The sequence below is a fragment of the Idiomarina loihiensis L2TR genome (genome assembly GCF_000008465.1).
Lineage (GTDB): Bacteria > Pseudomonadota > Gammaproteobacteria > Enterobacterales > Alteromonadaceae > Idiomarina > Idiomarina loihiensis.
The window spans coordinates 1,482,084-1,502,942 of record NC_006512.1 but is presented as its reverse complement, the minus strand read 5'-3'; the positions used below and the strand labels follow the sequence as shown (position 1 = coordinate 1,502,942).

25 protein-coding genes are annotated in these 20,859 nt (G+C 45.5%); 21 read left to right on the top strand and 4 right to left on the bottom strand.

Annotated features, from left to right (window positions below):
* Positions 1 to 67: 67 nt before the first annotated feature.
* The 7 genes from thrS to IL_RS07145 all read left to right on the top strand — a co-directional run bounded on the left by thrS (position 68) and on the right by IL_RS07145 (position 6,992).
* Positions 68 to 1,984 carry a threonine--tRNA ligase gene (thrS, locus tag IL_RS07175; protein WP_011234645.1) on the top strand — a complete coding sequence of 639 codons (1,917 nt, stop codon included), beginning with the start codon at positions 68 to 70 and terminating at the stop codon, positions 1,982 to 1,984.
* A gap of 19 nt (positions 1,985 to 2,003) precedes the next feature.
* The gene (gene infC / locus IL_RS07170) at positions 2,004 to 2,549 is read left to right on the top strand and encodes a translation initiation factor IF-3 (RefSeq protein ID WP_011234644.1); all 546 of its coding nucleotides are present in this window, start codon (positions 2,004 to 2,006) and stop codon (positions 2,547 to 2,549) included.
* 73 nt (positions 2,550 to 2,622) lie between these two features.
* A complete protein-coding gene (rpmI, locus tag IL_RS07165) occupies positions 2,623 to 2,820 on the top strand; it encodes a 50S ribosomal protein L35 (RefSeq protein WP_011234643.1) in 198 nt (65 codons plus the stop codon).
* Positions 2,821 to 2,833: 13 nt separating this feature from the next.
* Positions 2,834 to 3,187: a 50S ribosomal protein L20 gene (gene rplT, locus IL_RS07160; RefSeq protein ID WP_011234642.1), complete on the top strand. Its 354-nt coding sequence runs from the start codon at positions 2,834 to 2,836 to the stop codon at positions 3,185 to 3,187.
* A gap of 123 nt (positions 3,188 to 3,310) precedes the next feature.
* Positions 3,311 to 4,291 carry a phenylalanine--tRNA ligase subunit alpha gene (gene pheS, locus IL_RS07155; protein ID WP_011234641.1) on the top strand — a complete coding sequence of 327 codons (981 nt, stop codon included), beginning with the start codon at positions 3,311 to 3,313 and terminating at the stop codon, positions 4,289 to 4,291.
* Positions 4,292 to 4,304: 13 nt separating this feature from the next.
* Positions 4,305 to 6,692: a phenylalanine--tRNA ligase subunit beta gene (gene pheT / locus IL_RS07150; RefSeq protein ID WP_011234640.1), complete on the top strand. Its 2,388-nt coding sequence runs from the start codon at positions 4,305 to 4,307 to the stop codon at positions 6,690 to 6,692.
* Between the two features lie 3 nt (positions 6,693 to 6,695).
* Positions 6,696 to 6,992: an integration host factor subunit alpha gene (locus IL_RS07145; protein ID WP_011234639.1), complete on the top strand. Its 297-nt coding sequence runs from the start codon at positions 6,696 to 6,698 to the stop codon at positions 6,990 to 6,992.
* A gap of 44 nt (positions 6,993 to 7,036) precedes the next feature.
* On the opposite strand, the gene IL_RS07140 is transcribed toward IL_RS07145, so the two are convergent.
* The 3 genes from IL_RS07140 to IL_RS07130 form a co-directional block, all read right to left on the bottom strand.
* Entirely contained in the window at positions 7,037 to 7,714 is a 678-nt protein-coding gene (locus IL_RS07140; RefSeq protein WP_011234638.1) for a ChrR family anti-sigma-E factor, read from the bottom strand.
* Complete coding sequence (locus IL_RS07135; RefSeq protein WP_011234637.1) at positions 7,704 to 8,324, bottom strand: sigma-70 family RNA polymerase sigma factor; 621 nt, start codon at positions 8,322 to 8,324, stop codon at positions 7,704 to 7,706. The genes IL_RS07140 and IL_RS07135 overlap by 11 nt, the downstream gene beginning before the upstream one ends.
* Before the next feature lie 88 nt (positions 8,325 to 8,412).
* A complete protein-coding gene (locus IL_RS07130; RefSeq protein WP_011234636.1) occupies positions 8,413 to 8,991 on the bottom strand; it encodes an LON peptidase substrate-binding domain-containing protein in 579 nt (192 codons plus the stop codon).
* A 145-nt stretch (positions 8,992 to 9,136) separates the two neighbouring features.
* Between IL_RS07130 and IL_RS07125 the strand changes: the two genes are divergently transcribed.
* From IL_RS07125 to IL_RS07075, 11 genes are all read left to right on the top strand, one after another.
* Positions 9,137 to 10,072: a YbgA family protein gene (locus IL_RS07125; protein WP_011234635.1), complete on the top strand. Its 936-nt coding sequence runs from the start codon at positions 9,137 to 9,139 to the stop codon at positions 10,070 to 10,072.
* Between the two features lie 2 nt (positions 10,073 to 10,074).
* Positions 10,075 to 11,481 carry a deoxyribodipyrimidine photo-lyase gene (gene phrB, locus IL_RS07120; RefSeq protein WP_011234634.1) on the top strand — a complete coding sequence of 469 codons (1,407 nt, stop codon included), beginning with the start codon at positions 10,075 to 10,077 and terminating at the stop codon, positions 11,479 to 11,481.
* The gene (locus IL_RS07115) at positions 11,474 to 11,908 is read left to right on the top strand and encodes a nuclear transport factor 2 family protein (protein ID WP_011234633.1); all 435 of its coding nucleotides are present in this window, start codon (positions 11,474 to 11,476) and stop codon (positions 11,906 to 11,908) included. The genes phrB and IL_RS07115 overlap by 8 nt, the downstream gene beginning before the upstream one ends.
* Positions 11,905 to 12,636, top strand: a complete 732-nt coding sequence (locus tag IL_RS07110) for an SDR family NAD(P)-dependent oxidoreductase (protein ID WP_011234632.1) — start codon at positions 11,905 to 11,907, stop codon at positions 12,634 to 12,636. Before IL_RS07115 ends, IL_RS07110 begins: the two co-directional genes overlap by 4 nt.
* Positions 12,633 to 13,907 (top strand): NAD(P)/FAD-dependent oxidoreductase, encoded by a 1,275-nt coding sequence (locus IL_RS07105; RefSeq protein WP_011234631.1) that lies wholly within the window; start codon positions 12,633 to 12,635, stop codon positions 13,905 to 13,907. The genes IL_RS07110 and IL_RS07105 overlap by 4 nt, the downstream gene beginning before the upstream one ends.
* Positions 13,904 to 14,626, top strand: coding sequence for a DUF1365 domain-containing protein (locus tag IL_RS07100; RefSeq protein ID WP_011234630.1), 723 nt, complete (start codon positions 13,904 to 13,906; stop codon positions 14,624 to 14,626). Before IL_RS07105 ends, IL_RS07100 begins: the two co-directional genes overlap by 4 nt.
* 21 nt (positions 14,627 to 14,647) lie before the next feature.
* A complete protein-coding gene (locus IL_RS07095) occupies positions 14,648 to 15,886 on the top strand; it encodes an SAM-dependent methyltransferase (RefSeq protein WP_011234629.1) in 1,239 nt (412 codons plus the stop codon).
* Positions 15,886 to 16,386 (top strand): DUF2878 domain-containing protein, encoded by a 501-nt coding sequence (locus tag IL_RS07090; protein WP_011234628.1) that lies wholly within the window; start codon positions 15,886 to 15,888, stop codon positions 16,384 to 16,386. Before IL_RS07095 ends, IL_RS07090 begins: the two co-directional genes overlap by 1 nt.
* A gap of 3 nt (positions 16,387 to 16,389) precedes the next feature.
* Positions 16,390 to 16,896 carry a chalcone isomerase family protein gene (locus IL_RS07085; RefSeq protein WP_011234627.1) on the top strand — a complete coding sequence of 169 codons (507 nt, stop codon included), beginning with the start codon at positions 16,390 to 16,392 and terminating at the stop codon, positions 16,894 to 16,896.
* 1 nt (position 16,897) lies between these two features.
* Complete coding sequence (locus tag IL_RS07080) at positions 16,898 to 17,425, top strand: DUF3833 domain-containing protein (protein ID WP_011234626.1); 528 nt, start codon at positions 16,898 to 16,900, stop codon at positions 17,423 to 17,425.
* 83 nt (positions 17,426 to 17,508) lie between these two features.
* A complete protein-coding gene (locus IL_RS07075) occupies positions 17,509 to 17,766 on the top strand; it encodes a DUF3912 family protein (protein ID WP_011234625.1) in 258 nt (85 codons plus the stop codon).
* Between the two features lie 47 nt (positions 17,767 to 17,813).
* On the opposite strand, the gene IL_RS07070 is transcribed toward IL_RS07075, so the two are convergent.
* On the bottom strand, positions 17,814 to 18,233 hold the full coding sequence (locus tag IL_RS07070) for a hypothetical protein (protein WP_011234624.1): 420 nt from the start codon (positions 18,231 to 18,233) through the stop codon (positions 17,814 to 17,816).
* A 139-nt stretch (positions 18,234 to 18,372) separates the two neighbouring features.
* Here IL_RS07070 and IL_RS07065 point away from each other — a divergent pair, with 139 nt between their 5' ends.
* Genes IL_RS07065 through IL_RS07055 form a run of 3 tightly spaced genes read left to right on the top strand, consistent with a single transcriptional unit; the run spans position 18,373 to position 20,811 of the window.
* Complete coding sequence (locus IL_RS07065; protein WP_011234623.1) at positions 18,373 to 19,134, top strand: Nif3-like dinuclear metal center hexameric protein; 762 nt, start codon at positions 18,373 to 18,375, stop codon at positions 19,132 to 19,134.
* Between the two features lie 16 nt (positions 19,135 to 19,150).
* The gene (locus IL_RS07060; protein ID WP_011234622.1) at positions 19,151 to 19,939 is read left to right on the top strand and encodes a methyltransferase domain-containing protein; all 789 of its coding nucleotides are present in this window, start codon (positions 19,151 to 19,153) and stop codon (positions 19,937 to 19,939) included.
* 2 nt (positions 19,940 to 19,941) lie between these two features.
* Positions 19,942 to 20,811, top strand: a complete 870-nt coding sequence (locus IL_RS07055; RefSeq protein WP_011234621.1) for an NAD(P)-dependent oxidoreductase — start codon at positions 19,942 to 19,944, stop codon at positions 20,809 to 20,811.
* The last annotated feature ends 48 nt before the right edge of the window (positions 20,812 to 20,859 follow it).

The window sequence follows — 20,859 nt, the reverse complement described above, 5'->3', positions numbered from 1 at the left end:
GCAGATAAAACCAAAATAGAGCACGTGGCACTTGGTAGGTGTCACCACTGGTTGGAAAGGAAGTTTCATGCCTGTAATTACTCTCCCTGACGGAAGTCAACGTGAATTCGATAAACCTGTAAGCATTATGGAAGTTGCCGCCGATATCGGTGCTGGCCTTGCGAAAGCAACAGTTGCCGGCCGTATTGACGGTGAGCTGGTTGATGCCTGTGAACTCATTGAACATGATGCCCGTATTGAAATTGTGACACCAAAAGATGACGACGGCGTACACATTATTCGCCACTCTTGTGCTCATTTAATGGGGCATGCTGTTAAACAGATGTGGCCAGACGCAAAAATGGCAATAGGTCCCGTCATTGATAACGGTTTTTACTACGATATTGATGTTGATCACACCTTCACTCAGGAAGACCTTGAGAAAATTGAAAAGCGGATGAAAGAACTGGCTAAAACGGAATATGCCGTTGTAAAGAAAAAAGCCAGCTGGAAAGAAGCCCGTGAAACTTTCGTAGAACGCCATGAACCCTACAAAATAGAGATTCTGGACGAAGACATCCCGACCGATGCAACGCCAGGGCTCTATCACCACGAAGAATACATCGACATGTGCCGTGGTCCGCATGTACCCAACATGAAGTTTTGCCAGCATTTTAAAATTATGAAAATGGCCGGTGCATACTGGCGTGGTGATTCTGACAACAAAATGCTGCAGCGTATATACGGTACGGCCTGGGCAGATAAAAAACAGCTAAAAGCCTATTTGCAGCGTCTAGAAGAAGCAGAAAAACGCGATCACCGTAAAATTGCTAAAGCTCAGGATTTATTTCATTGGCAGGAAGAAGCGCCGGGTATGGTGTTCTGGCACCACAACGGTTGGACCATTTTCCGTGAGTTAGAAACTTACATTCGCGAAAAAATGCGCGAATACGAATATCAGGAAGTTAAAGGTCCTATGATGATGGACCGGGTGCTGTGGGAGAAATCAGGTCACTGGGAGAAATTCTCAGAACTTATGTTTACCACCTCATCGGAAAACCGCGAGTATGCCGTTAAGCCTATGAACTGCCCGGGGCACGTTCAAATTTTCAATCAGGGCTTAAAGTCGTACCGCGACTTACCATTACGTATGGCTGAATTTGGTAGCTGTCACCGTAATGAACCATCTGGTGCTTTGCACGGTCTGATGCGTGTTCGAGGTTTTACACAAGATGATGCACACATTTTCTGTACCGAACAACAGGTTCAGGAAGAAGTCGCTGGTTGTATCAAAATGGTGTACGAAACCTACAAAACCTTTGGTTTTGAGAACATCGATGTGAAGCTGTCTACCCGCCCGGAAAAGCGCTTAGGCGACGATGCTACATGGGATCGCTCGGAGACAGCATTAGCTCAGGCTTTGAAAAATAATGACATCGATTTTTCGTATTTGCCGGGTGAAGGTGCCTTTTATGGTCCGAAAATAGAATTTACTTTGTTCGATTGTCTGGGCAGAGCGTGGCAATGTGGTACAATACAGCTCGATTTTGCGTTGCCAGGGCGTTTAGGTGCCACATACGTAGGCGAAGATAACGAGCGACACACGCCAGTTATGATTCACCGCGCTATTTTGGGATCACTTGAACGTTTCATGGGTATTCTCATTGAAGAGTACGCAGGGCACTTCCCATTGTGGTTGTCGCCAACGCAAGTTGTATTAATGAATATCACGGATAATCAAAGCGATTATGTACGAAAAGTTGTCAAAACCCTGAACGAAAAGGGAATTCGTGCATCAGCCGACTTGAGAAATGAGAAGATAGGCTTTAAAATCCGTGAACACACATTAAAACGTGTTCCATATTTACTGGTTGTCGGCGATAAAGAAGTCGAAGCTGGTGAGGTTGCGGTACGTACACGTGGTGGTGAAGACTTGGGCAAATTCCCGTTAGAAGACTTCATTACTCGTGTAGAGGACGAAGTCCGTACTCGCAAAATTGATTAATTGTTTGGAGGAATAAACCATTAAAGGCGGAAAAAGAACTCAGAAAGCTGCAGATAAAAACCGTATCAACGAACAAATTACAGGCGTTGATGAAGTTCGCTTAATCGGAACCGATGGTGAACAAGCTGGTGTCGTCAGTATTAACGAGGCTCTTGATGCAGCAGCGGAAGCTGGTGTTGATTTGGTGGAGATGAGCCCTAACGCAGAACCACCAGTCTGCCGCTTGATGGATTACGGCAAGTTCCTCTTTGAAAAGAGTAAAGAACAGAAAGAGCAGAAGAAAAAACAGAAACAGATTCAGGTCAAGGAAGTTAAGTTCCGACCTGGTACTGATGAGGGCGACTACCAGGTAAAACTGCGCAACCTGCGTCGTTTCCTCGAGGGAGGTGACAAAACTAAAGTCACTATCCGTTTCCGTGGCCGGGAAATGGCACACCAAGAGTTGGGCATTGAATTGCTGAATCGCGTTAAAAACGATTTAGAAGAAATCTCAATTGTTGAGTCGTTCCCAAGACGTGCCGAAGGGCGCCAGATGATTATGGTCTTGGCACCCAACAAGAAGTGATCGTGGTTTACAAGTAGTCTGATTGTCAGGCTCACCCTTTCACACTTTTATCAACAATGCGGAGTTTAATTTCATGCCAAAAATGAAATCGAACAAGGGCGCTTCCAAGCGCTTTAAAAAGACTGCTTCTGGTGGTTTTAAGTGCAAGCAATCTCACTTGCGTCACATTCTGACTAAGAAGAGCCCTAAGCGTAAGCGTCAGCTTCGCGCTAAGAGCATGGTCCATGAGGCCGACGTTAAATTAGTCGTTCGCATGTTACCGTACGCATAAGGAGAGATAGCAAATGGCACGAGTAAAACGTGGTGTAATCGCGAGAGCGCGTCACAAAAAAGTCCTGAAGCAGGCGAAAGGTTATTATGGTGCCCGTAGTCGCGTTTATCGCGTAGCGGTCCAGGCAGTAACTAAAGCAGGTCAATATGCATACCGTGACCGTCGCAACAAAAAACGTCAATTCCGTCAATTGTGGATTGTTCGTATCAATGCTGCGGCTCGTCAAAACGGTCTGTCTTACAGCCGCTTTATCAATGGTCTGAAAAAAGCATCTATTGAAATCGATCGTAAAATCTTAGCCGATATCGCTGTTCATGATCAAAACGGTTTTGCCGCTTTGGTTGAGAAAGCAAAAGGCGCACTGTAATTATTCAAAACCTTTATGGGTTCGAATAAACAGATTTAGAAGGGAGCCAATTGGCTCCCTTTTTCATTGAAAATTCGCTATCATAGCGCCTTTATTATTTATCTTGTGTTGTTGAGGGATACGATGCAGCTAGAGCAAATTGTTGAGCAGGCTGAATCGGCCATTGCGGCCGCAGATTCACCGACTGCGTTAGACGAAGTCCGCGTCGAGTATATGGGCAAGAAAGGGCAGCTCACTGAGCTTTTAAAAGGCTTAGGTAAGTTAGATCCGTCTGAGCGCCGGGAAGCCGGACAAAAAATTAATGAAGCCAAGCAACAAGTTCAGACCAGTATCAATGCTCGTAAAGAGCTATTGAAAGCGGCTGAATTAGCGCAAAAGCTGGAAGCGGAACGCATAGACGTTACTTTACCCGGACGGCATTCAGCGGTAGGCGGTGTGCATCCGGTTACTCAGACGATTCGCCGCATTGAGCAGTTTTTTGGTGATTTAGGCTTTAGCGTAAAAGAAGGCCCGGAAGTAGAAGACGGTTTTCATAACTTTGATGCGTTGAATATTCCGGCGAATCATCCGGCACGAGCCGACCACGATACGTTTTATTTTACCCCCTCAACAATGCTGCGTACGCAAACTTCTGGTGTACAAATTCGTACTATGGAAAATGAAAAACCGCCACTGCGGATCATTTCTCCAGGAAGGGTTTACCGGAATGACTACGACCAGACCCACACACCGATGTTTCATCAGGTTGAAGGGTTAATGGTTGATACCGACGTCAGCTTTACCCAATTAAAAGGAATTTTAGAAGACTTCCTGAATCACTTTTTCGAAGAGTCGCTGACGGTGCGTTTCAGACCTTCGTACTTCCCATTTACCGAACCTTCGGCAGAAGTTGATGTCATGGGTAAAGATGGTAAATGGCTAGAAGTTTTAGGTTGCGGCATGGTGCACCCAAACGTGTTGAAGGCGGTAGGCATTGATTCGGAAAAGTACACCGGCTTTGCGTTTGGTATGGGCGTTGAACGTCTTACCATGTTGCGCTACGGCGTGAATGACTTACGTGCGTTCTTCGAGAACGATCTGCGTTTCCTCAAACAATTTAACTAACGGGCAGTAAGCAATGAAATTCAGTGAACAATGGTTAAGGGAATGGGTTAACCCCGACATCAGCAGTCATGAATTGAGTGAACAGCTCAGCATGGCAGGTCTTGAAGTAGATGCTGTTGAGCCGGTTGCCGATGAATTCCATACTGTCGTCGTTGGTGAAGTGATTGAGTGTGGTCCTCATCCGGACGCAGATAAACTGCAAGTGACCAAAGTTAATGTTGGCGAAGACGAGCCGGTGGATATTGTTTGTGGCGCCTCTAACTGCCGCTTAGGCATTAAGGTTGCGGTTGCTAAAGTTGGTGCGGTATTGCCTGGTGATTTCAAAATTAAGAAAGCGAAGCTTCGCGGTCAGCCGTCAAACGGTATGCTGTGCTCGTTTAAAGAGCTGGGCCTTATTGATGAGCATGATGGCATTATTGAGCTTCCGGCTGATGCTCCGGTTGGAGAAGATTACCGTAAATACCTGCAACTTGACGACAACAGTATTGATATCGACTTAACGCCTAACCGTGGTGACTGTCTGAGTATTCGTGGTATTGCACGTGAAGTAGGGGTATTGAACCGTCTGGATGTCACAGTACCAGAAAGTAATGAAGTAACCGCTAGTATTGAAGATACGCTGAGCATTAGTTTGTCTGCGGCTGAGCAATGTCCGCGTTATTTAGGCCGTGTTATTAAAGGTGTCGATTTAACTCGTCCAACGCCGGTATGGATGACAGAAAAGTTAAGACGCAGCGGTATTCGTAGCATTGACCCGGTAGTTGATGTCACTAACTACGTGCTGCTTGAACTGGGTCACCCCATGCATGCTTTTGATCTCGACTCGCTGGAAGGGAACATTGATGTTCGCTTAGCTAAGCCGAAAGAGCAGTTGACCTTATTAGATGAGCAATTAGTTGAACTAGACGAAGACACCCTGGTTATTGCTGACGAGAAAAAAGCACTAGCCATGGCGGGGGTTTACGGTGGTAAAAACAGCGGTGTAACAGAAAGCAGTAAAAACATTTTTCTGGAAAGCGCGTTCTTTGCACCGGATGCCATCTTAGGCAAAGCGCGTCGTTACGGGTTACATACCGATGCGTCTCATCGTTATGAGCGCGGCGTAGACCCTCAGTTGCAGCGTACTGCAATGGAAAGAGCAACAGAATTATTGTTGGCGATTTGCGGTGGTGAAGCAGGGCCGGTAACCGAAGCCGTAGCAGAAGCATTTTTACCTAAGCGTGACGGCATTACCTTAAGAGCCTGCCGATTGGCGAAAGTACTGGGTGTCAGCATTGCTAATGACAATGTCACTGAAATTCTAGAGCGTTTAGGCTTTGATGTTTCATTTGACGGTGAACAGTGGCAGGTGGGCATTCCTTCATACCGTTTTGACTTAAGCATTGAAGAAGACTTAATTGAAGAAGTTGCCCGTGTTTACGGTTACAACTCAATTCAGGCTGCACCGCCGGCAGCGCAACTGCGTATGACCGAGCGCAAAGAAAGCCAGCTTAGTACCCATCAGTTGGTGGATGCTATGGTCAGTCGTGGCTATCAGGAAGCGATAACCTACAGCTTTGTCGATCCAAAGCATCAGGCACTGATGTTTGATGAAACCGCAGCGCTGACCTTGCCACACCCAATTTCGGTTGATATGTCTTCTATGCGTGTAAGCTTATGGCCGGGATTAGTCGGCGCGGTTGCTCATAATCAGAAGCGTCAGCAGTCTGTGCTGGCTTTCGTAGAAACGGGTTTGCGTTTTATTCCAGACGAGTCAGCTGAAAACGGTGTTCGTCAGGAAGCGGTTATCAGCGGTATACGTTCTGGTAAAGCGCATTCAGAGCATTGGTCGGAAGGTGACCGTCCGGTTGATTTTTACGATGTAAAAGGTGATGTTGAAGCTTTGTTGGCTCAAACAGGCAATGCTGCGGCCTTCCGTTTTGTTGCATCGCAAAATCCGGCACTGCACCCGGGGCAATCAGCGGCAATTTACCGCGGCTCTGAAAAAGTCGGTGATATCGGCGCTTTGCATCCCAAGTTTGATAAGGCTTTAGGGCTTAACCAGCGCACCTTTGTGTTTGAACTGGCGTTATCAGTCGTGACTGAGCGACCTTTACCGCAAGCTAAGCCGGTATCTCGTTATCCATCTATTCGTCGCGACCTTGCTGTTGTGGTTGATAAGGACCTTGCGGCAGGTGAGCTGATAGCTGCGATGGAAAATGTTGGCGTAAAACAGTTAGTTGACCTAAACTTGTTTGACGTTTACATCGGTGATGGTGTGGCAGAAGGTAAACAAAGCTTGGCTCTATCCGTTACTTTGCAAGACAGCGACAAAACTTTGGAAGAAGCGGAAGTCACTGAGCTTATGACTAAATTTATTGAGACATTAAAGAGTGAGTTTAATGCAACATTGAGGGATTAAACTATGGCGCTGACCAAAGCAGAACTGGCAGAAGTGCTGTTCGACAAATACGGTGTTAGTAAACAAGATGCCAAAGTGTTAGTTGAAGATTTTTTTGAAGAAATCAGAGTTGCTTTGGAAAGAGGCGAGCAGGTGAAGTTGTCAGGTTTTGGCAATTTTGAACTGCGAACTAAAAATCAGCGCCCTGGGCGTAACCCGAAAACGGGCGAGGAAATTCCTATTTCAGCGCGTCGGGTTGTCACCTTCAAACCTGGTCAGAAATTTAAAAGTCGAGTCGAAAACGCAGAACCCGAGGATTAACCTCGGGTTCTTTTTTATTTGAGTCTGTACTTAGTCGCCGGGAATTAACGAAAGAAGAGCTGGCTAAAGGGATTCAGTAACCGGCTGATACCAGACGTAAAGTGTAAAGGTGCATCCAGCGTAGCCAGAGTTAAACAGTCTTCATCCTGAGTTTCCGGAGTATGGGTACGGCTGGGGTCTAACAAAATAAAATCACCGTCCCGGTACTCGCTCTGCTCGTCATTAAAAACACCATCAATAACCAGAGTCGCCTCTTTTCCTTTATGCGTATGTTCAGGGAGTTTTGCTCCTGGTGCCATGTAAATTAAGTTCGTCTGATTTCCATTGTCCAGAGTTAATGGTGCGCGCCAGAGTTTACCGACCAGTTTCGACCACTCACCAATGCGATGACTGTTATGAGCCAAAGTACGAGGCAGTGTAAAGCGACGACCTTCCAGAGAGAGCATCTCATTCGGTTGGTGTGCTTGTTTGTTACATGCAGAAGACGCGAAAATGGCTTCCAGCATTTGGTCACACTGAGACTTGCTCATTGTTGTACTGGCAACACTAACCAAGGTATCCAGGTTTTCTTCACACAACTTCTGCTCAATCTCACACACGGTTTGACGACAGGCTTTACACATATCAATGTGTGTGCCGACAACTAACGTCATCGCCGCGCTAAGATCGCCAGAGGCGTACTGATATAAAAGGCCTTCGCCTGGGTGTGATTTAATCATCATCGACTATCAACTCTTTCAATTTTTTTAATGCTAGACGAGTTCGGGACTTAATTGTCCCTAAAGGTACTCCCAGAGCGTCAGAGACTTCCTGCTGAGATTTACCTTCAATATAAATCTTCTCAATAACAACCCGTTGTGCATCGGGCAATTGAGCGTAATAAAAAGAAATTTCCTGCATCAGAACATCGTGATCCAATGCGTAACCGTCATCGAGGCTATCGTTCTGCTCGGAGAGAATCGGCCAGAGTTCATCAGCACTGATATCATCTTTGCGTTTTTTGTTCTTACGAAGCAAATCGAAGCGGATGTTACGAGCTATGGTAAATATCCAAGTAGAAGGAGAGCCACGGTCAGGCTTGAACAAGTGAGCTTTATGCCAGACGTTAGTCATGGTTTCCTGGACGAGATCCATAGCCGTTTGTTCATTACCAAATTGTCTTGTAGCGTAAGATTGTAGTTTTGGTGCAAATAACCTAAAGAGTTCACTAAAGGCAGCGCGATTTCTATTTTCTGCAATCTTTGCCAGCAGTTCCGCGGCTTTCTCGGCAGCGTCTGTCTGGGTGGTAGCCATAGACCCCCGTTGCGATGTTCTTTCTGACACCATTTGCATAATTAGACCTGCTTCTTTTCACACAATGTTCTAACTATTACGGGGTGTTGAGAAAATGGATCACCCAGATGGCAGAATGTTTACTCAATTAACGAATTAAGTCTAACAGATATTCTTTTGCTTTTAGACAACTTTCGCATCTTATCAGCTCTTGTTTTGTATAGACGTCCAGAGGCAGTATTTCAAGCCACCTTGAACAAACCCAGTCAAGTTTCTCGTAGCCGAGATCAGGTAACAACTCGGAAAGTTCCGGGTAGGTCTCGAAAGCTTCCTGTAATCGAGTCTTGAGTTTATCGGCTGCGTTATCCAGAGAAAGTTCAGGCCAGTTTTCGAGGTACTCTATTTTCCCAAACCTTAATTTATCGCTTTCAGACCAATGCTCGTCAATACGAACCCGACTTTTCCCTTCAACGGTTATACCGAGTAGGCCATCATCTCTTGGTTCAAAATCAATAATCTTTACTGTGGTGGCGTAAGGAAGAAGGTAATCGCTTGATGTCGTTGCATGTTCGTTGTTAAACATGGCCACCACAAACTCACTGTTATTTTGCAGACACTCTTTTACCAGCCTGGTGTAGCGCGGCTCGAACACCTTCAATTTCATGCGTCCGCCCGGCATTATATGCGAGGTAAGCGGGAATAGCTGTAACTGCTGATACTGCTGCATATAACCTCATTTGGCTAGTAGTTTGAACAATTAAGAAACATTACGTTGAGGTGGGTCTGGTTGGATCTTTTTTATCGAATAAATGCCAAACTATTTTTATCGATATACCGTACATTATCATCAGTGAAATTCAACAGGGGTTAAAATGGTAAAGTTAAAAGTGGGTATTAGTTCCTGTTTAATGGGCGACGAGGTCCGGTTTGACGGGGGACACAAGAAGTCCGCATTCTGTGTTGATGAATTAAGTCGACACATTGAACTGGTACGGTTTTGCCCGGAAGTTGGTATTGGAATGCCGGTGCCAAGACCGACTATTCGCCTTGAGCAACATGACGATGTACAGGCGGTAGTGCCCAAAACCGGTGAAAATGTTACGTCACAGCTAGCTGCCTTTGCCGATAAGGTTCAGGTTAAAGTAGAGCAGTTAAGCGGTTACATTCTATGCGCAAAATCTCCCAGCTGCGGTATAGAGCGGGTCAAGTTATATGATCCGGAAACCGGGCATGAACAAAAAGCTGGAATGGGAATTTTTGCCGCGCGGCTTAAAGAAAAGAATCCCGCTTTGCCTTTAGAAGAAGATGGCCGGCTCAATGACCCGCATTTACGTGAAAACTTTGTGATGCGGGTTTACGTGTTTAGTCAATGGAAAGAAATGACGCAGAAACTGTCCAAACATCAGCTTTTGCAGTTTCACCAACGCTGCAAGCTACTTTTGTTAGCCCATAATCAGCAACGTTACCGCGAGTTGGGGAAACGTCTGGGGGAACAGGAAAGCATCGACAGTGCCTTTGCGGAGCAATATATCATTGATGTGATGGACGCTTTATCAAAACCGGCGTCGCGTAAGAACCACACCAATGTGCTTCAACATATCCAGGGTTATTTTAAAGCGGATCTCGCCCATGAAAGACGAGAAGAGCTGAGTGATATCATTCTCCAGTATCACGATGGCATTCTCCCTCTGATGTCCCCTCTAACGTTAATACGACATTATTTGCGCGAGTTTCCGAAAGAATATTTAGAAGGGCAATGGTATCTGACGCCATATCCCGATGATTTAAAATTACGTTATGGGCTGTAGTGATGCGAGAAGCAATTTGGTTTCGTAGTGATTTAAGAATTTTAGACAACCCGGCCGTGTTTTCTGCATGCCACGGCGATGAGCCACCCTTGGCTATATTTTTTGTGTGCCACGAAACCTGGAAAAGCCATGACTGGGCACCGATAAAAGTTGACTTTATTTGGCGAAACTTAGAATGCCTGCAGCAGGATTTAGCCGAAAAGGGCATTGAACTGCAAGTGCAGTTAGTACCCAAATTCAGTCAGGTTCCAGGGGCTTTACGATCCTTTTGTCGGGAAAATAAAATTGCCCGGGTACATATTAATGCGGAATATGCGCTGGATGAAAAGCGTAGAGACGCGGCTACCAATGCGGTACTAAGCAATGATGATATTGAACTGGTTTCGCATCATGGTAACTTGTTGGTGTCGCCCGGAGAGGTCAGAACACAACAAGGTGACTACTACAAAAAGTTCACGCCTTTTAACCGGCGGTGGCGACAAGTATTAAGCGAAAAAACTTACAGCGAACCGCTGCAAATTAAATCTTATTCTCGAGTTACCGCAAAAGGCCTGCCTGAATGCCCGTTGGGGAGAAAAGATTCGTCTGACTGGAGTGCCGGCGAGCAACAAGTTTTGGGGAAACTGGGTCAATTCGTTGGCCACAGCGTTGATGATTATCAACAAGCCCGAGACTTGCCGGCTGAAAACGGAACCTCACAACTTTCCGCTTATTTGGCGCAGGGCGTTATCGGACCGCAGACGGCTGTCCGGGCATTACACAAGTTTTCGCCGGAGTTTCCGTTTGGGCTTGCTTCCGGGGCTGATACCTGGCTTACGGAACTGGCGTGGAGAGAGTTCTATCAGCATTTAATGTACTTTGTGCCGCGTTTATCAAAAGGTGAGAGCTTTCAGTCTGAAACTGACAGCATTCAGTGGTTAGAGGACGATGACGCTTTCCAACGCTGGTGTGATGGCCGAACCGGGTATCCAATTGTTGACGCCGGAATGCGTCAATTGACATCAACCGGATGGATGCACAACCGCTTAAGAATGATTACAGCTAATTTTCTGGTAAAAGATCTATTAGTGGATTGGCGAAAAGGTGAAGCCTTTTTCATGCAGCATTTAATTGACGGGAGCTTTCCGGCAAACAATGGCGGCTGGCAATGGAGTGCTTCGGTCGGAACTGACGCCGTTCCATATTTTCGTGTTTTTAATCCGGTTAAGCAAAGTGAGAAATTTGATCCTGACGGGCAGTACATTCGTAAATGGGTAGAGGAACTTAAGGAAGTACCAACAAAGTATATTCACTGGCCTCATAGTTGGCTTCAGCAACAAAGCAGTAATAACTATTGCGACCCCATGGTCGAGCACAAGTTTGCTCGTGAACGATTCCTAACAACGTTTAAGCAGGTGAAAAATGGATAACAGTGAATTAGTCGAAAAACTCAAAGAGTTCTACGATGAGCTGAAAACCGAAAACCTTGATGATCTGGATGAGTTATACCATGACGAAATTTCGTTTACTGATCCAATACAACATGTCGTCGGGCTGGACGACTTTCGCAAGTATCTAAAACACACAATGGAAAACGTTGAGTATTGTCACTTTGCCTTTGACGATGAATGCGTTGGGGAAGAGCAGGCGTTCCTTACATGGCAGATGCGTTACGCACACCCCAAGCTCGCCAATGGCATGGAAATTATTCTGCCGGGAGTTTCGTATTTAACCTTTGAAGACGGCAAAATCAGAGAACAAAGAGATTATTACGATCTCGGCGCAATGCTTTATGAACACGTACCGCTAGTCGGCTATGTCATTGATAAAATTAAAAATAGGCTAACAGACGAATGAAAGTCTTAATTACTGGAGCTTCATCAGGTATTGGGCGCCAGCTGGCTCTGGATTATGCAGCTGACGGCAATGACGTTGTTGTGTGCGGAAGAAATAACGACGCGTTGTCAGAGGTACAAAAACAATACCCTGAAAAAATAACCTGCAGCGCCTTTGATATTACCAACAAAGAATCGGCGAAAAGTGCTTTAGCACAAATTAACGGTATTGATGTCGCCATACTGTGCGCGGGCGTGTGTGAATACCTCGACGTTAAAGCGTTCGATGCCGACATGTTCGAGCGTGTGTTTAAAGTGAATGTATTCGGCACAATGAATTGCGTGGAAGCCTTGCTTCCTCAGTTCAATGACTCAGCGCGTCTGGTCATTGTTGACAGTCTGGCGAGACTTCTCCCGTTTACCCGGGCTCAGGCTTATGGCGGTTCGAAAGCGGCAATGCACTATATTGCCCGGGGACTGGAAGTTGATTTGAAATCTCAGGGAATCAAAGTTCAAACCGTATCACCCGGGTTTGTGAAAACACCAATGACTGATGCCAATGATTTTGAAATGCCAATGCGCGTTGACGTTGAATTTGCGTCGAAGGCAATAATAAAAGGTATTAATAAAAACAAACGGGACATCGCATTTCCGTGGCTATTTAGTAGCCTTCTGAAGTTAATGTCTATTTTGCCGGAAGGCTTACAAGTGAAACTATCAGAACAAATGGCAAGGAAGCAGTCGTCATGAAGATAGCCGTTATTGGAAGTGGTATTGCGGGTCTTACCAGTGCTTATTATTTAAGTCGTGAACATCAAGTCAGTGTATTTGAGAAAAATGACTATATTGGCGGGCATACATGCACCAGCGATGTAAAAATTAATGGCAGTATGTATGCTGTGGATACAGGCTTTATCGTTTTTAATGACAAGACGTATCCACGCTTTAAACGCTTGTTGACAGAGCTGAAAGTGGCCTGGCGCGACACTGAAATGAGTTTCAGTGTACGTGACCCTAAGTCGGGACTGGAGTTTAACGGACATAACTTAAATACACTGTTTGCACAGCGGAAAAATTTGTTTAGCTTGTCTTTTTACCGTTTGTTACGGGGGATTCTGAAATTTAACGCTGCCGCTAAAAGCGCGTTAGAAGAGGATGTCAGCGAAGCGGACAATGTCACGTTGGCAGAATTTCTTACTCGGCACGATATTCCGGAATCGGTCTCGCAGTACTACTTATTACCAATGGTTTCGGCTATATGGTCTGCAAGCCTGGCCGATGCGAAGGACTTTCCTCTGGGCTTTTTCTTACGTTTCTTTGATAACCATGGGTTATTGAATGTTAGCGACCGTCCTCAGTGGCACACGCTGGTTGGTGGTTCTCACGCGTACATTCCTATGCTGACCGAACCGTTTAAAGAAAGGCTTGAGCTAAACAGTGAAATTGTTGCGGTTAAGCGCCAACAGGAACAGGTTGTTCTTGTTTTTAGTAATGGCGAGGAACGGTATTTTGATGAAGTGGTTTTCGCCTGTCACAGTGACCAGGCGCTTGCTTTACTTGACGATGCCAGCCCCGACGAAAAACGTATTCTTGGTGAGATAAAATATTGCCCGAATGAGGTTGTTCTGCATACAGACGAGAATTTGTTACCCAGAAACCGACGTGCCTGGGCAAGTTGGAATTACCTATTAAGAGAAGATGATGCAGCAGAAGAACAACCCAGTTCAGTAACCTATAATATGAATATCCTGCAAGGGTTGCAGTGTGATAAAACCGTATGCGTTACATTGAATAATACAGCTGCCATTGACTCTGATGAGATTATTAAAACCTTTACCTATGAACACCCGCAATATTCTGTTCAGTCTTTAAAAGCCAGAGCAGAACGAAATGCGATTTGCGGAAAGAACAGCACCCATTTTGTTGGTGCTTATTGGTATAACGGTTTTCATGAAGACGGCGTAAGAAGTGCTATTGATGTTGCTAACCGTTTGAATACTGAAGCGATTGATAACTCATGAAGAGCGCCATATATTGGGGCGATGTTTTTCATGTAAGACATCGCCCCAAACATCATGCCTTTAATTACCGTTTTCAACAATGGTGTATTGATTTATCTGAACTCGATCAAGTCAGTTCTATAAGCCGTTGGTTATCCTGTAACAGTTTTGCTCCCCTTTGGTTTCGTCGAAAGGACTACCTAAAAGATGAAGAGGGCAATTTACACCAGGCGGCACTAAAGAAAATGTCCTCCCTTGCCGGAAAAGATTTAACCGGTCAGGTTCTATTTGTCGGTAACTTACGTACCTTTGGAATTTTTTTTAGCCCCATTAATTTGTATTTTCTTCGGCAGGACAATGACGAATATACGCACATGTTAGCTGAAGTCAGTAATACGCCCTGGCTGCAACGTCATTATTACTTGGTCGATTTGTCAGAAGAGTGTCCTGAAACCGTAAAGCAATTCCACGTTTCTCCATTTAATCCTATGGATATGACCTACCACTGGCAGATAGAGCCACCCACCGAGAGTTTAAAAGTCACTCTAAGCGCCCACCAGCAAGAGAAAGATTTTGTTGCCGGTATGAAATTAAATAGACAACCGCTAAACCGTACTGAAGTTTACCGCGTATTAAGAACAACACCTGTTATGGCTCTAAAAATTATTGGGGGCATTTATTGGCAGGCGTTAAAGCTTTTTATCAAGCGGGTTCCATTTTACGGAAACCCTGGTAACTAAAATAATTAGAAGGCAGTTTGTATGTCCAGTGGTGAAACAACTATGGTAGCGCCTATTCAGTATGGTGTGTTGGATAAGCTTTTCCGAACTATCGCTTTTAAACTACTAGCTCATTTGCAGTATGGGCAGTTGACGATAAAAGAGAAAGGCACGTTCATTGAAACTTTCGGGCATTCCGATAAAGACCTGAACGCTGAAATTGACGTGAAGGATTCATCTTTTTACCGTCGCCTGGTTACTGGTGGCAGTATTGGTGCAGCCGAGTTGTATATTGATAAGCATTGGGATACCCCCGATTTAACCTCGGTTATTCGTATTTTTGCCCGTAACTTACCGGCCTTAGATAAACTAGAAACGCGACTGGCCTGGTTAACTTTTCCCTTTAATAAATACCAGCATTGGAGTAATCGTAACCACAAAGGACAGGCAAAAAAGAATATCTCCGCTCACTACGATCTGGGCAACGAGCTTTATACCCGTTTTCTTGATAGCGCCATGCAATATTCCAGTGGTTTATTTAAAGAGCCTGCCGACTCACTGGAGCAAGCACAGTGCAATAAAATGCAGCGCTTATGCGATTCGCTTGATTTAAAGGCGCAAGACCACTTGTTGGAAATAGGCACGGGCTGGGGTGGCCTGGCCATTTATGCGGCCAAAAACTATGGTTGCAGGGTAACCACGACGACCATTTCTGATGAGCAGTTTCAGTACGCTAAGCAGCAAGTTGAAGCGGCGGGCTTGTCCGACAGAATTGAACTGTTGAAACGTGACTACCGTGACTTAGAAGGGCAGTACGACAAGTTGGTCTCGGTTGAAATGATAGAAGCGGTAGGAAAGGAATACTTACCGACTTTTTTCAAAACCTGCAACAAACTGTTGAAAGAAGACGGAAGAATGTCGTTACAGGCTATCACTATTGCCGACCAGCGAGCGAAATCCTATGCTCGCTCTGTAGATTTTATTCAAAAGCATATCTTCCCCGGTGGTTTTCTTCCGTCTTTAAGCCAAATGACGCAACTGTTTACGCGTTACACCGACTTGGTGGTACGTGACGTGCACGACTTCGGTCTGAGTTACGCAAAAACCCTGAGACAGTGGGAAGAGCGTTTTAACGCCCATGAAAGCGAGCTCGAAAAGCTTGGCTACGATGAACGCTTTTCCAGACTTTGGAACTACTATTTCAGCTATTGTGAAGGTGGCTTTCTGGAACAACGGGTATCGGTTGTTCAGGTTACCGCCAGCAAATCGCAGGCCTACTAATGACTTCTATTCAGCATAAAATTGTCAGTTTTGTTCTGTTCAATGCGCTTTGGTTAAGTGCCGTTTCCGGCCGTGAGAACTATATTGTGCTTAGTGGCGTTTTATTAGCCTTGCAATTTTTCTATAGCATTGCCGTAGCCAGGGTCAGCTGGACCTTAATTTTGCGGCTGTTTGCGGTTGGATTATTGCTGGAAGCAATTGTGATTAGCCTGGGCGTTATCGATTTTGCCGGAGGATACTTTCCTTTGTGGTTGGTTATGCTGTGGCTGGGTTTTTCATCTATGGCACCGGTTGCACTGGACTGGATTGCACCTAAACCTGCAATAGCTGTTCTGCTCGGTGCTGTTTCAGGTCCTCTAAGCTATGTTGCAGGAATAAAGCTTAATGCAGCAACCGTTAACTCAATGCCCGTTGTTATTGCCTGTTATGCCGCTGTATGGGGACTAATGATGGCGTATTTTGTTTTTTCCATGTCACCTAAGAAAGAACAGGGAGTGTAGAGTATGAGATTCATTTTATGCGGAATTATTGCGCTTTTCAGCCTTAATTCCTATGCCGCTGAATGCACCGCTTCCGTACCCGATGACTTTTCTAAAGTTGGGCAAACTCGGCTCAGCGTGTATTTCTGGGACGTTTATGATGCCACTTTATATAGCCCGTCAGGTAAGTATAAGCAGGACGAACGACAAGCTTTGTTACTGGCGTACCTGCGTGATATTAAGGCGAAAGATCTTATCGAGACAACGGAAGAAGAATGGCAGAAGCTGGAACTGAATAGCGATAAACATGAGCAATGGTTAGAAAAACTGGACTCCATCTGGCCTGACATTAAAGAGGGCGACTGCCTGCTCTTAGTTGAGAAGAAAGACGGGACAGCAGAATTTTACCAGGGCGATAAGTTGCTGGGCGAAATTGAAGATAAAGACTTTACTGAGCAGTTTTTAGCTATTTGGTTGTCGGAAAATAGCCGTTTTGAATCTGAGCGCAATGAACTCATTGGGGAGAAATAAAATGAAGGCTTTAAAGGTTTTAGGTTTTACTGTTTTACTCAGTTTGCTTGCGGCGTGCTCAACCGGCATTGATGCCTATAAATCAGCAGAGCCAAAGTTAAAGCTTGAAGAGTTCTTTAACGGTGAATTGGTTGCGTATGGTATGGTTCAGGACTACAGCGGTGAAGTGATTCAGCGTTTCGAGGTAACCATGACAGGTACCTGGGAAGGTAACGAAGGCGTTCTCGATGAACATTTTACTTATGCTGATGGTCGTGAGCAGCAACGAGTCTGGCACATAACGAAAACCGGTCCGAATAGCTATGAAGGGCGTGCAGACGATGTTGAAGGCGTTGCTAAAGGTACAACAGCAGGCAATGTTCTTAACTGGGAGTACCAACTGGAAGTTGTGGTAGACGGCGAGCCTCTGGTATTGACGCTGGATGACTGGCTGTATCTTATTGATGAGAACAATATGATCAATCGTACCGACATGTCTAAATGGGGCTTCCCTGTTGGTGAGATAACGCTTTATATTGGTAAGAAATAAATATCAAGAATCTCTGTCGGTGACCGATAATAGGAGTATAATCCTGGTATTGATATAGCCTTATAAGGTTTAGGGAAACGGCAGTGGCAATTAATTATCCGACATTTTCTTATAACAACCCCCGAATACAAGGGCAGACGATTTTTATTAAGCGTGGACCGCATCAGGGGAAGTTAGGAATTATAGCAAAAACACTGGATAACGACCGCTTCCTGGTGTCTCAGGCTGACTTTGGTTCTGAAAAAGTCATTTTTAAACGTAGCGACTTTCTGGTGCACCGTTACCGTAAAATTAGAGTTCCAATAGATCGCGTTGCCGGCAAAAATCCGGACGTTCTATAACGAAAAAAGCGACCATTAAGGTCGCTTTTTTTACTTATAGCGGTGGCTTACGCACTGCCTCGGGGTAAACGACAATCGCTGTCTTTACCTTCTAGCTTTTGCTTCCACAGTTCTTTTGCGGTTAAGCCGCCAGAGCTGGATTTTTTCGCTGAAGATTGCTTAGCCGAAGATTTCTTCGCAGCAGGTTTTTTAGCTGCTGGCTTCTTAGTCTCAGCTTTTTTAGCCGCAGGCTTTTTCGCTTCTGCTTTTTTGGGTTCAGTCTTCTTCGGCTCCGACTTTTTAGGCGCAGACTTTTTCTCTTTACCAAGCGCTTTTGCGTCGTCAGCTAATTGACTCAGGCGTACATTTTTGCCTCCATCAACGCTATACCAGCCGTTACTGCTTTCAATTTTAGGCTTTTTACCGTGAGCTTTTTGATAAGCTTCCGTGTATTCAGCGATTACCTTATCTTTGTCCAGGTTGCTCATTCAAGTGTTCCTTTATTCAAGGTTTGGTTTAAAAGTATTGTATAAAAATGCTTCGCTATTCGTTTATACCGTTTTTTCGGATTATTGTCTAATTTCGGGTAAACTGAAGCCATTCAACGAAGCAATTTGGTTTTTAGATATGCCGATAAATAGAAATGAATTACAGAATTATCTTAATAAACTATTAAACAGTGAGCAGATTAAAGACTATTGTCCTAATGGACTGCAAGTAGAGGGCAAATCTGAAATTCAGAAAGTGGTCAGCGGGGTAACAGCATGCCAGGCTCTGGTTGACAGAGCTGTTGATGAGAAAGCCGATGCGATTCTGGTTCATCATGGCTATTTCTGGAAGGGCGAGCCGGCGGAAATTGTTGGTATGAAAAAGCGGCGCTTACAGCAGCTGTTGAAGCATGATATCAATTTATTTGCCTATCACTTACCGCTGGATGTTCACCCTGAGCTTGGCAATAACGCGCAGTTAGCTCAGTTAATGGGCTGGGAGTTTGACGGCCCGGTGGATGCTTATGATCCGGCTTGCCCACTGGTCACCGGTCATTTAGCTAAAGCCGTTTCCTGCGATGAGTTTGCTAATGAACTGGAGCAGCGCTTAGAACGCTCGCTGGTTTGTCGTGTCGACAGTTTAAATAAAATTAAAAAAGTTGCCTGGTGCACTGGTGGTGGTCAGGGTTTTATTGACCGGGCGGCTCAGCTTGGTGTCGACGCCTTTATTACCGGTGAAGTCTCAGAGCCGACCATACATAGTGCCAGGGAGCAGGGTATCGCATTTTTCGCGGCAGGGCATCACGCCACCGAGCGTTACGGCGCAAAAGCACTGGGCGAGCACTTAGCCCGCCAGTTTGAACTGGATGTTAAATTTATTGACATTGATAGTCCCGCCTGATGAAAAGAAGCCTTTAATGAATAAAAAGAAACAAGAACGCGGCGACTTTAGCGGTATCAGCCAAAAGTTCTCTAAATCCATTTATGACACCACTAAGGGGCAACTCAGGGTTGAGGTGCTCAAGCGTGATTTAGCGCCGCTGTTAGCCACTGAGCCATGTTTAGTGCTTGATGTAGGAGCCGGGCTTGGTCAGGTAAACCAGTGGTTTCAGGAAAAAGGCTTTACGGTGGTGCATTCTGACCTTTCAACCGAAATGATTGAAGAAGCTGAGCGCCGTCACAAAGCGGCAGGACTGGGGCATAAGTGCAAGTACGTTGCGGCAAGTTTAACGGAGCTTGTTAATCAGCAACCGCTAAGTCAATACGATATTATTCTCTGCCACGCCGTGCTGGAATGGCTGCCGGATACTGAGCTCGCCATTCATCAACTGGCTTCATTATTAAAGCCTGGCGGCAAACTGTCACTTATGTTTTATAACTACCACGCCAAGCTTTTTGCTAACGCTATTTACGGCAACTTTGATTATATTGAGCGCGGCCTGAAGGTAAAAAAGACTGTTCGTTTGAGTCCTGAGAATCCAGCCGTACCGGAGCAGGTTGGCTGCTGGTTAGAGCAAGAAGGGTTAAACGTTCAGCAAAAGACCGGTGTTCGCTGTTTTCATGACTATTTACGCGACCTGACTCATCAGCAACGGTTCGATGAGCTACTGGCACTGGAGATGAAATACAACCAAATGTCCCCTTATCGTGAGCTGGGACGTTATCAACACTGGCTTATAGAAAAACCGAATTGTCAGGAGGAATGACTATGTCGAAGCAATGTGCATTTATTGGATTAGGCGTTATGGGTTACCCAATGGCCGGTCACTTACAAAAAGCGGGCCATAAGGTAACGGTTTATAACCGCACTCAGGCTACAGCCGAAAAATGGGCAAAGGAATACTCCGGACACTGCCAGCCCACCCCGGCTGAAGCGGTTAAAGAAGCTGACTTTGTTATGGTTTGTGTTGGTAACGATGACGATGTACGCAGTGTATTTTATGGTGACGACGGCATATTGGCGAATTTAAAACCCGGAGCTGTTGTTGTTGACCACACTACGGCTTCTGCTGAATTGGCACGAGAGCTGGAACAAGCTGTAAATGAAAAGCAGGGCAGCTTTTTAGATGCGCCGGTTTCAGGCGGCCAGGCCGGAGCGGAAAACGGTGTTTTAACCGCGATGATCGGTGGTGAGCAGCAAACTTTTGAAGCTGCAGACGAGCTTTTCCAATGCTATGCCAAAACTCGTCAACTGATGGGACCTGTCGGTAGTGGACAATTAGCGAAAATGGTCAATCAGATTTGTATTGCCGGCGTTTTGCAAGGCTTGTCTGAAGGGCTTCAACTGGCACGTAAAGTCGGCTTAGATCCTGATAAGCTTATTGCGGCTATTAGTCAGGGCGCTGCAGGCTCCTGGCAGATGGAAAATCGCTATAAAACCATGTGGAATAACCACTACGAGCATGGCTTTGCTGTAGACTGGATGCGTAAAGACTTAAAAATAGCCTTGGCTGAGGCCGACCGTCAGGGCTTGTCGCTGCCGGCGACTGCATTAGTTGACCAATTCTATGCTGACGTTCAGAAAATGGGTGGCAGTCGCTGGGATACATCGAGTCTTCTGGCTCGTCTGGAGAAGTAGCCTGATGCTATTGCATCAGGTGAGGTGATCCGTAACAACCGAGATGCT

What these genes read in the sequence shown, in the direction of transcription:
- IL_RS07055 (WP_011234621.1), top strand. Translation starts at nt 19,942, where the DNA reads ATGTCGAAGCAATGTGCATTTATTGGATTAGGCGTTATGGGTTACCCA.
- IL_RS07140 (WP_011234638.1), bottom strand. Translation starts at nt 7,714, where the DNA reads ATGATGATTAAATCACACCCAGGCGAAGGCCTTTTATATCAGTACGCC.
- IL_RS07105 (WP_011234631.1), top strand. Translation starts at nt 12,633, where the DNA reads ATGAAGATAGCCGTTATTGGAAGTGGTATTGCGGGTCTTACCAGTGCT.
- IL_RS07085 (WP_011234627.1), top strand. Translation starts at nt 16,390, where the DNA reads ATGAGATTCATTTTATGCGGAATTATTGCGCTTTTCAGCCTTAATTCC.
- IL_RS07065 (WP_011234623.1), top strand. Translation starts at nt 18,373, where the DNA reads ATGCCGATAAATAGAAATGAATTACAGAATTATCTTAATAAACTATTA.
- phrB (WP_011234634.1), top strand. Translation starts at nt 10,075, where the DNA reads ATGCGAGAAGCAATTTGGTTTCGTAGTGATTTAAGAATTTTAGACAAC.
- IL_RS07110 (WP_011234632.1), top strand. Translation starts at nt 11,905, where the DNA reads ATGAAAGTCTTAATTACTGGAGCTTCATCAGGTATTGGGCGCCAGCTG.
- rplT (WP_011234642.1), top strand. Translation starts at nt 2,834, where the DNA reads ATGGCACGAGTAAAACGTGGTGTAATCGCGAGAGCGCGTCACAAAAAA.
- IL_RS07125 (WP_011234635.1), top strand. Translation starts at nt 9,137, where the DNA reads ATGGTAAAGTTAAAAGTGGGTATTAGTTCCTGTTTAATGGGCGACGAG.
- IL_RS07060 (WP_011234622.1), top strand. Translation starts at nt 19,151, where the DNA reads ATGAATAAAAAGAAACAAGAACGCGGCGACTTTAGCGGTATCAGCCAA.
- IL_RS07095 (WP_011234629.1), top strand. Translation starts at nt 14,648, where the DNA reads ATGTCCAGTGGTGAAACAACTATGGTAGCGCCTATTCAGTATGGTGTG.
- pheS (WP_011234641.1), top strand. Translation starts at nt 3,311, where the DNA reads ATGCAGCTAGAGCAAATTGTTGAGCAGGCTGAATCGGCCATTGCGGCC.
- rpmI (WP_011234643.1), top strand. Translation starts at nt 2,623, where the DNA reads ATGCCAAAAATGAAATCGAACAAGGGCGCTTCCAAGCGCTTTAAAAAG.
- IL_RS07130 (WP_011234636.1), bottom strand. Translation starts at nt 8,991, where the DNA reads ATGCAGCAGTATCAGCAGTTACAGCTATTCCCGCTTACCTCGCATATA.
- IL_RS07100 (WP_011234630.1), top strand. Translation starts at nt 13,904, where the DNA reads ATGAAGAGCGCCATATATTGGGGCGATGTTTTTCATGTAAGACATCGC.
- IL_RS07070 (WP_011234624.1), bottom strand. Translation starts at nt 18,233, where the DNA reads ATGAGCAACCTGGACAAAGATAAGGTAATCGCTGAATACACGGAAGCT.
- IL_RS07080 (WP_011234626.1), top strand. Translation starts at nt 16,898, where the DNA reads ATGAAGGCTTTAAAGGTTTTAGGTTTTACTGTTTTACTCAGTTTGCTT.
- thrS (WP_011234645.1), top strand. Translation starts at nt 68, where the DNA reads ATGCCTGTAATTACTCTCCCTGACGGAAGTCAACGTGAATTCGATAAA.
- IL_RS07135 (WP_011234637.1), bottom strand. Translation starts at nt 8,324, where the DNA reads ATGCAAATGGTGTCAGAAAGAACATCGCAACGGGGGTCTATGGCTACC.
- pheT (WP_011234640.1), top strand. Translation starts at nt 4,305, where the DNA reads ATGAAATTCAGTGAACAATGGTTAAGGGAATGGGTTAACCCCGACATC.
- IL_RS07090 (WP_011234628.1), top strand. Translation starts at nt 15,886, where the DNA reads ATGACTTCTATTCAGCATAAAATTGTCAGTTTTGTTCTGTTCAATGCG.
- IL_RS07145 (WP_011234639.1), top strand. Translation starts at nt 6,696, where the DNA reads ATGGCGCTGACCAAAGCAGAACTGGCAGAAGTGCTGTTCGACAAATAC.
- IL_RS07115 (WP_011234633.1), top strand. Translation starts at nt 11,474, where the DNA reads ATGGATAACAGTGAATTAGTCGAAAAACTCAAAGAGTTCTACGATGAG.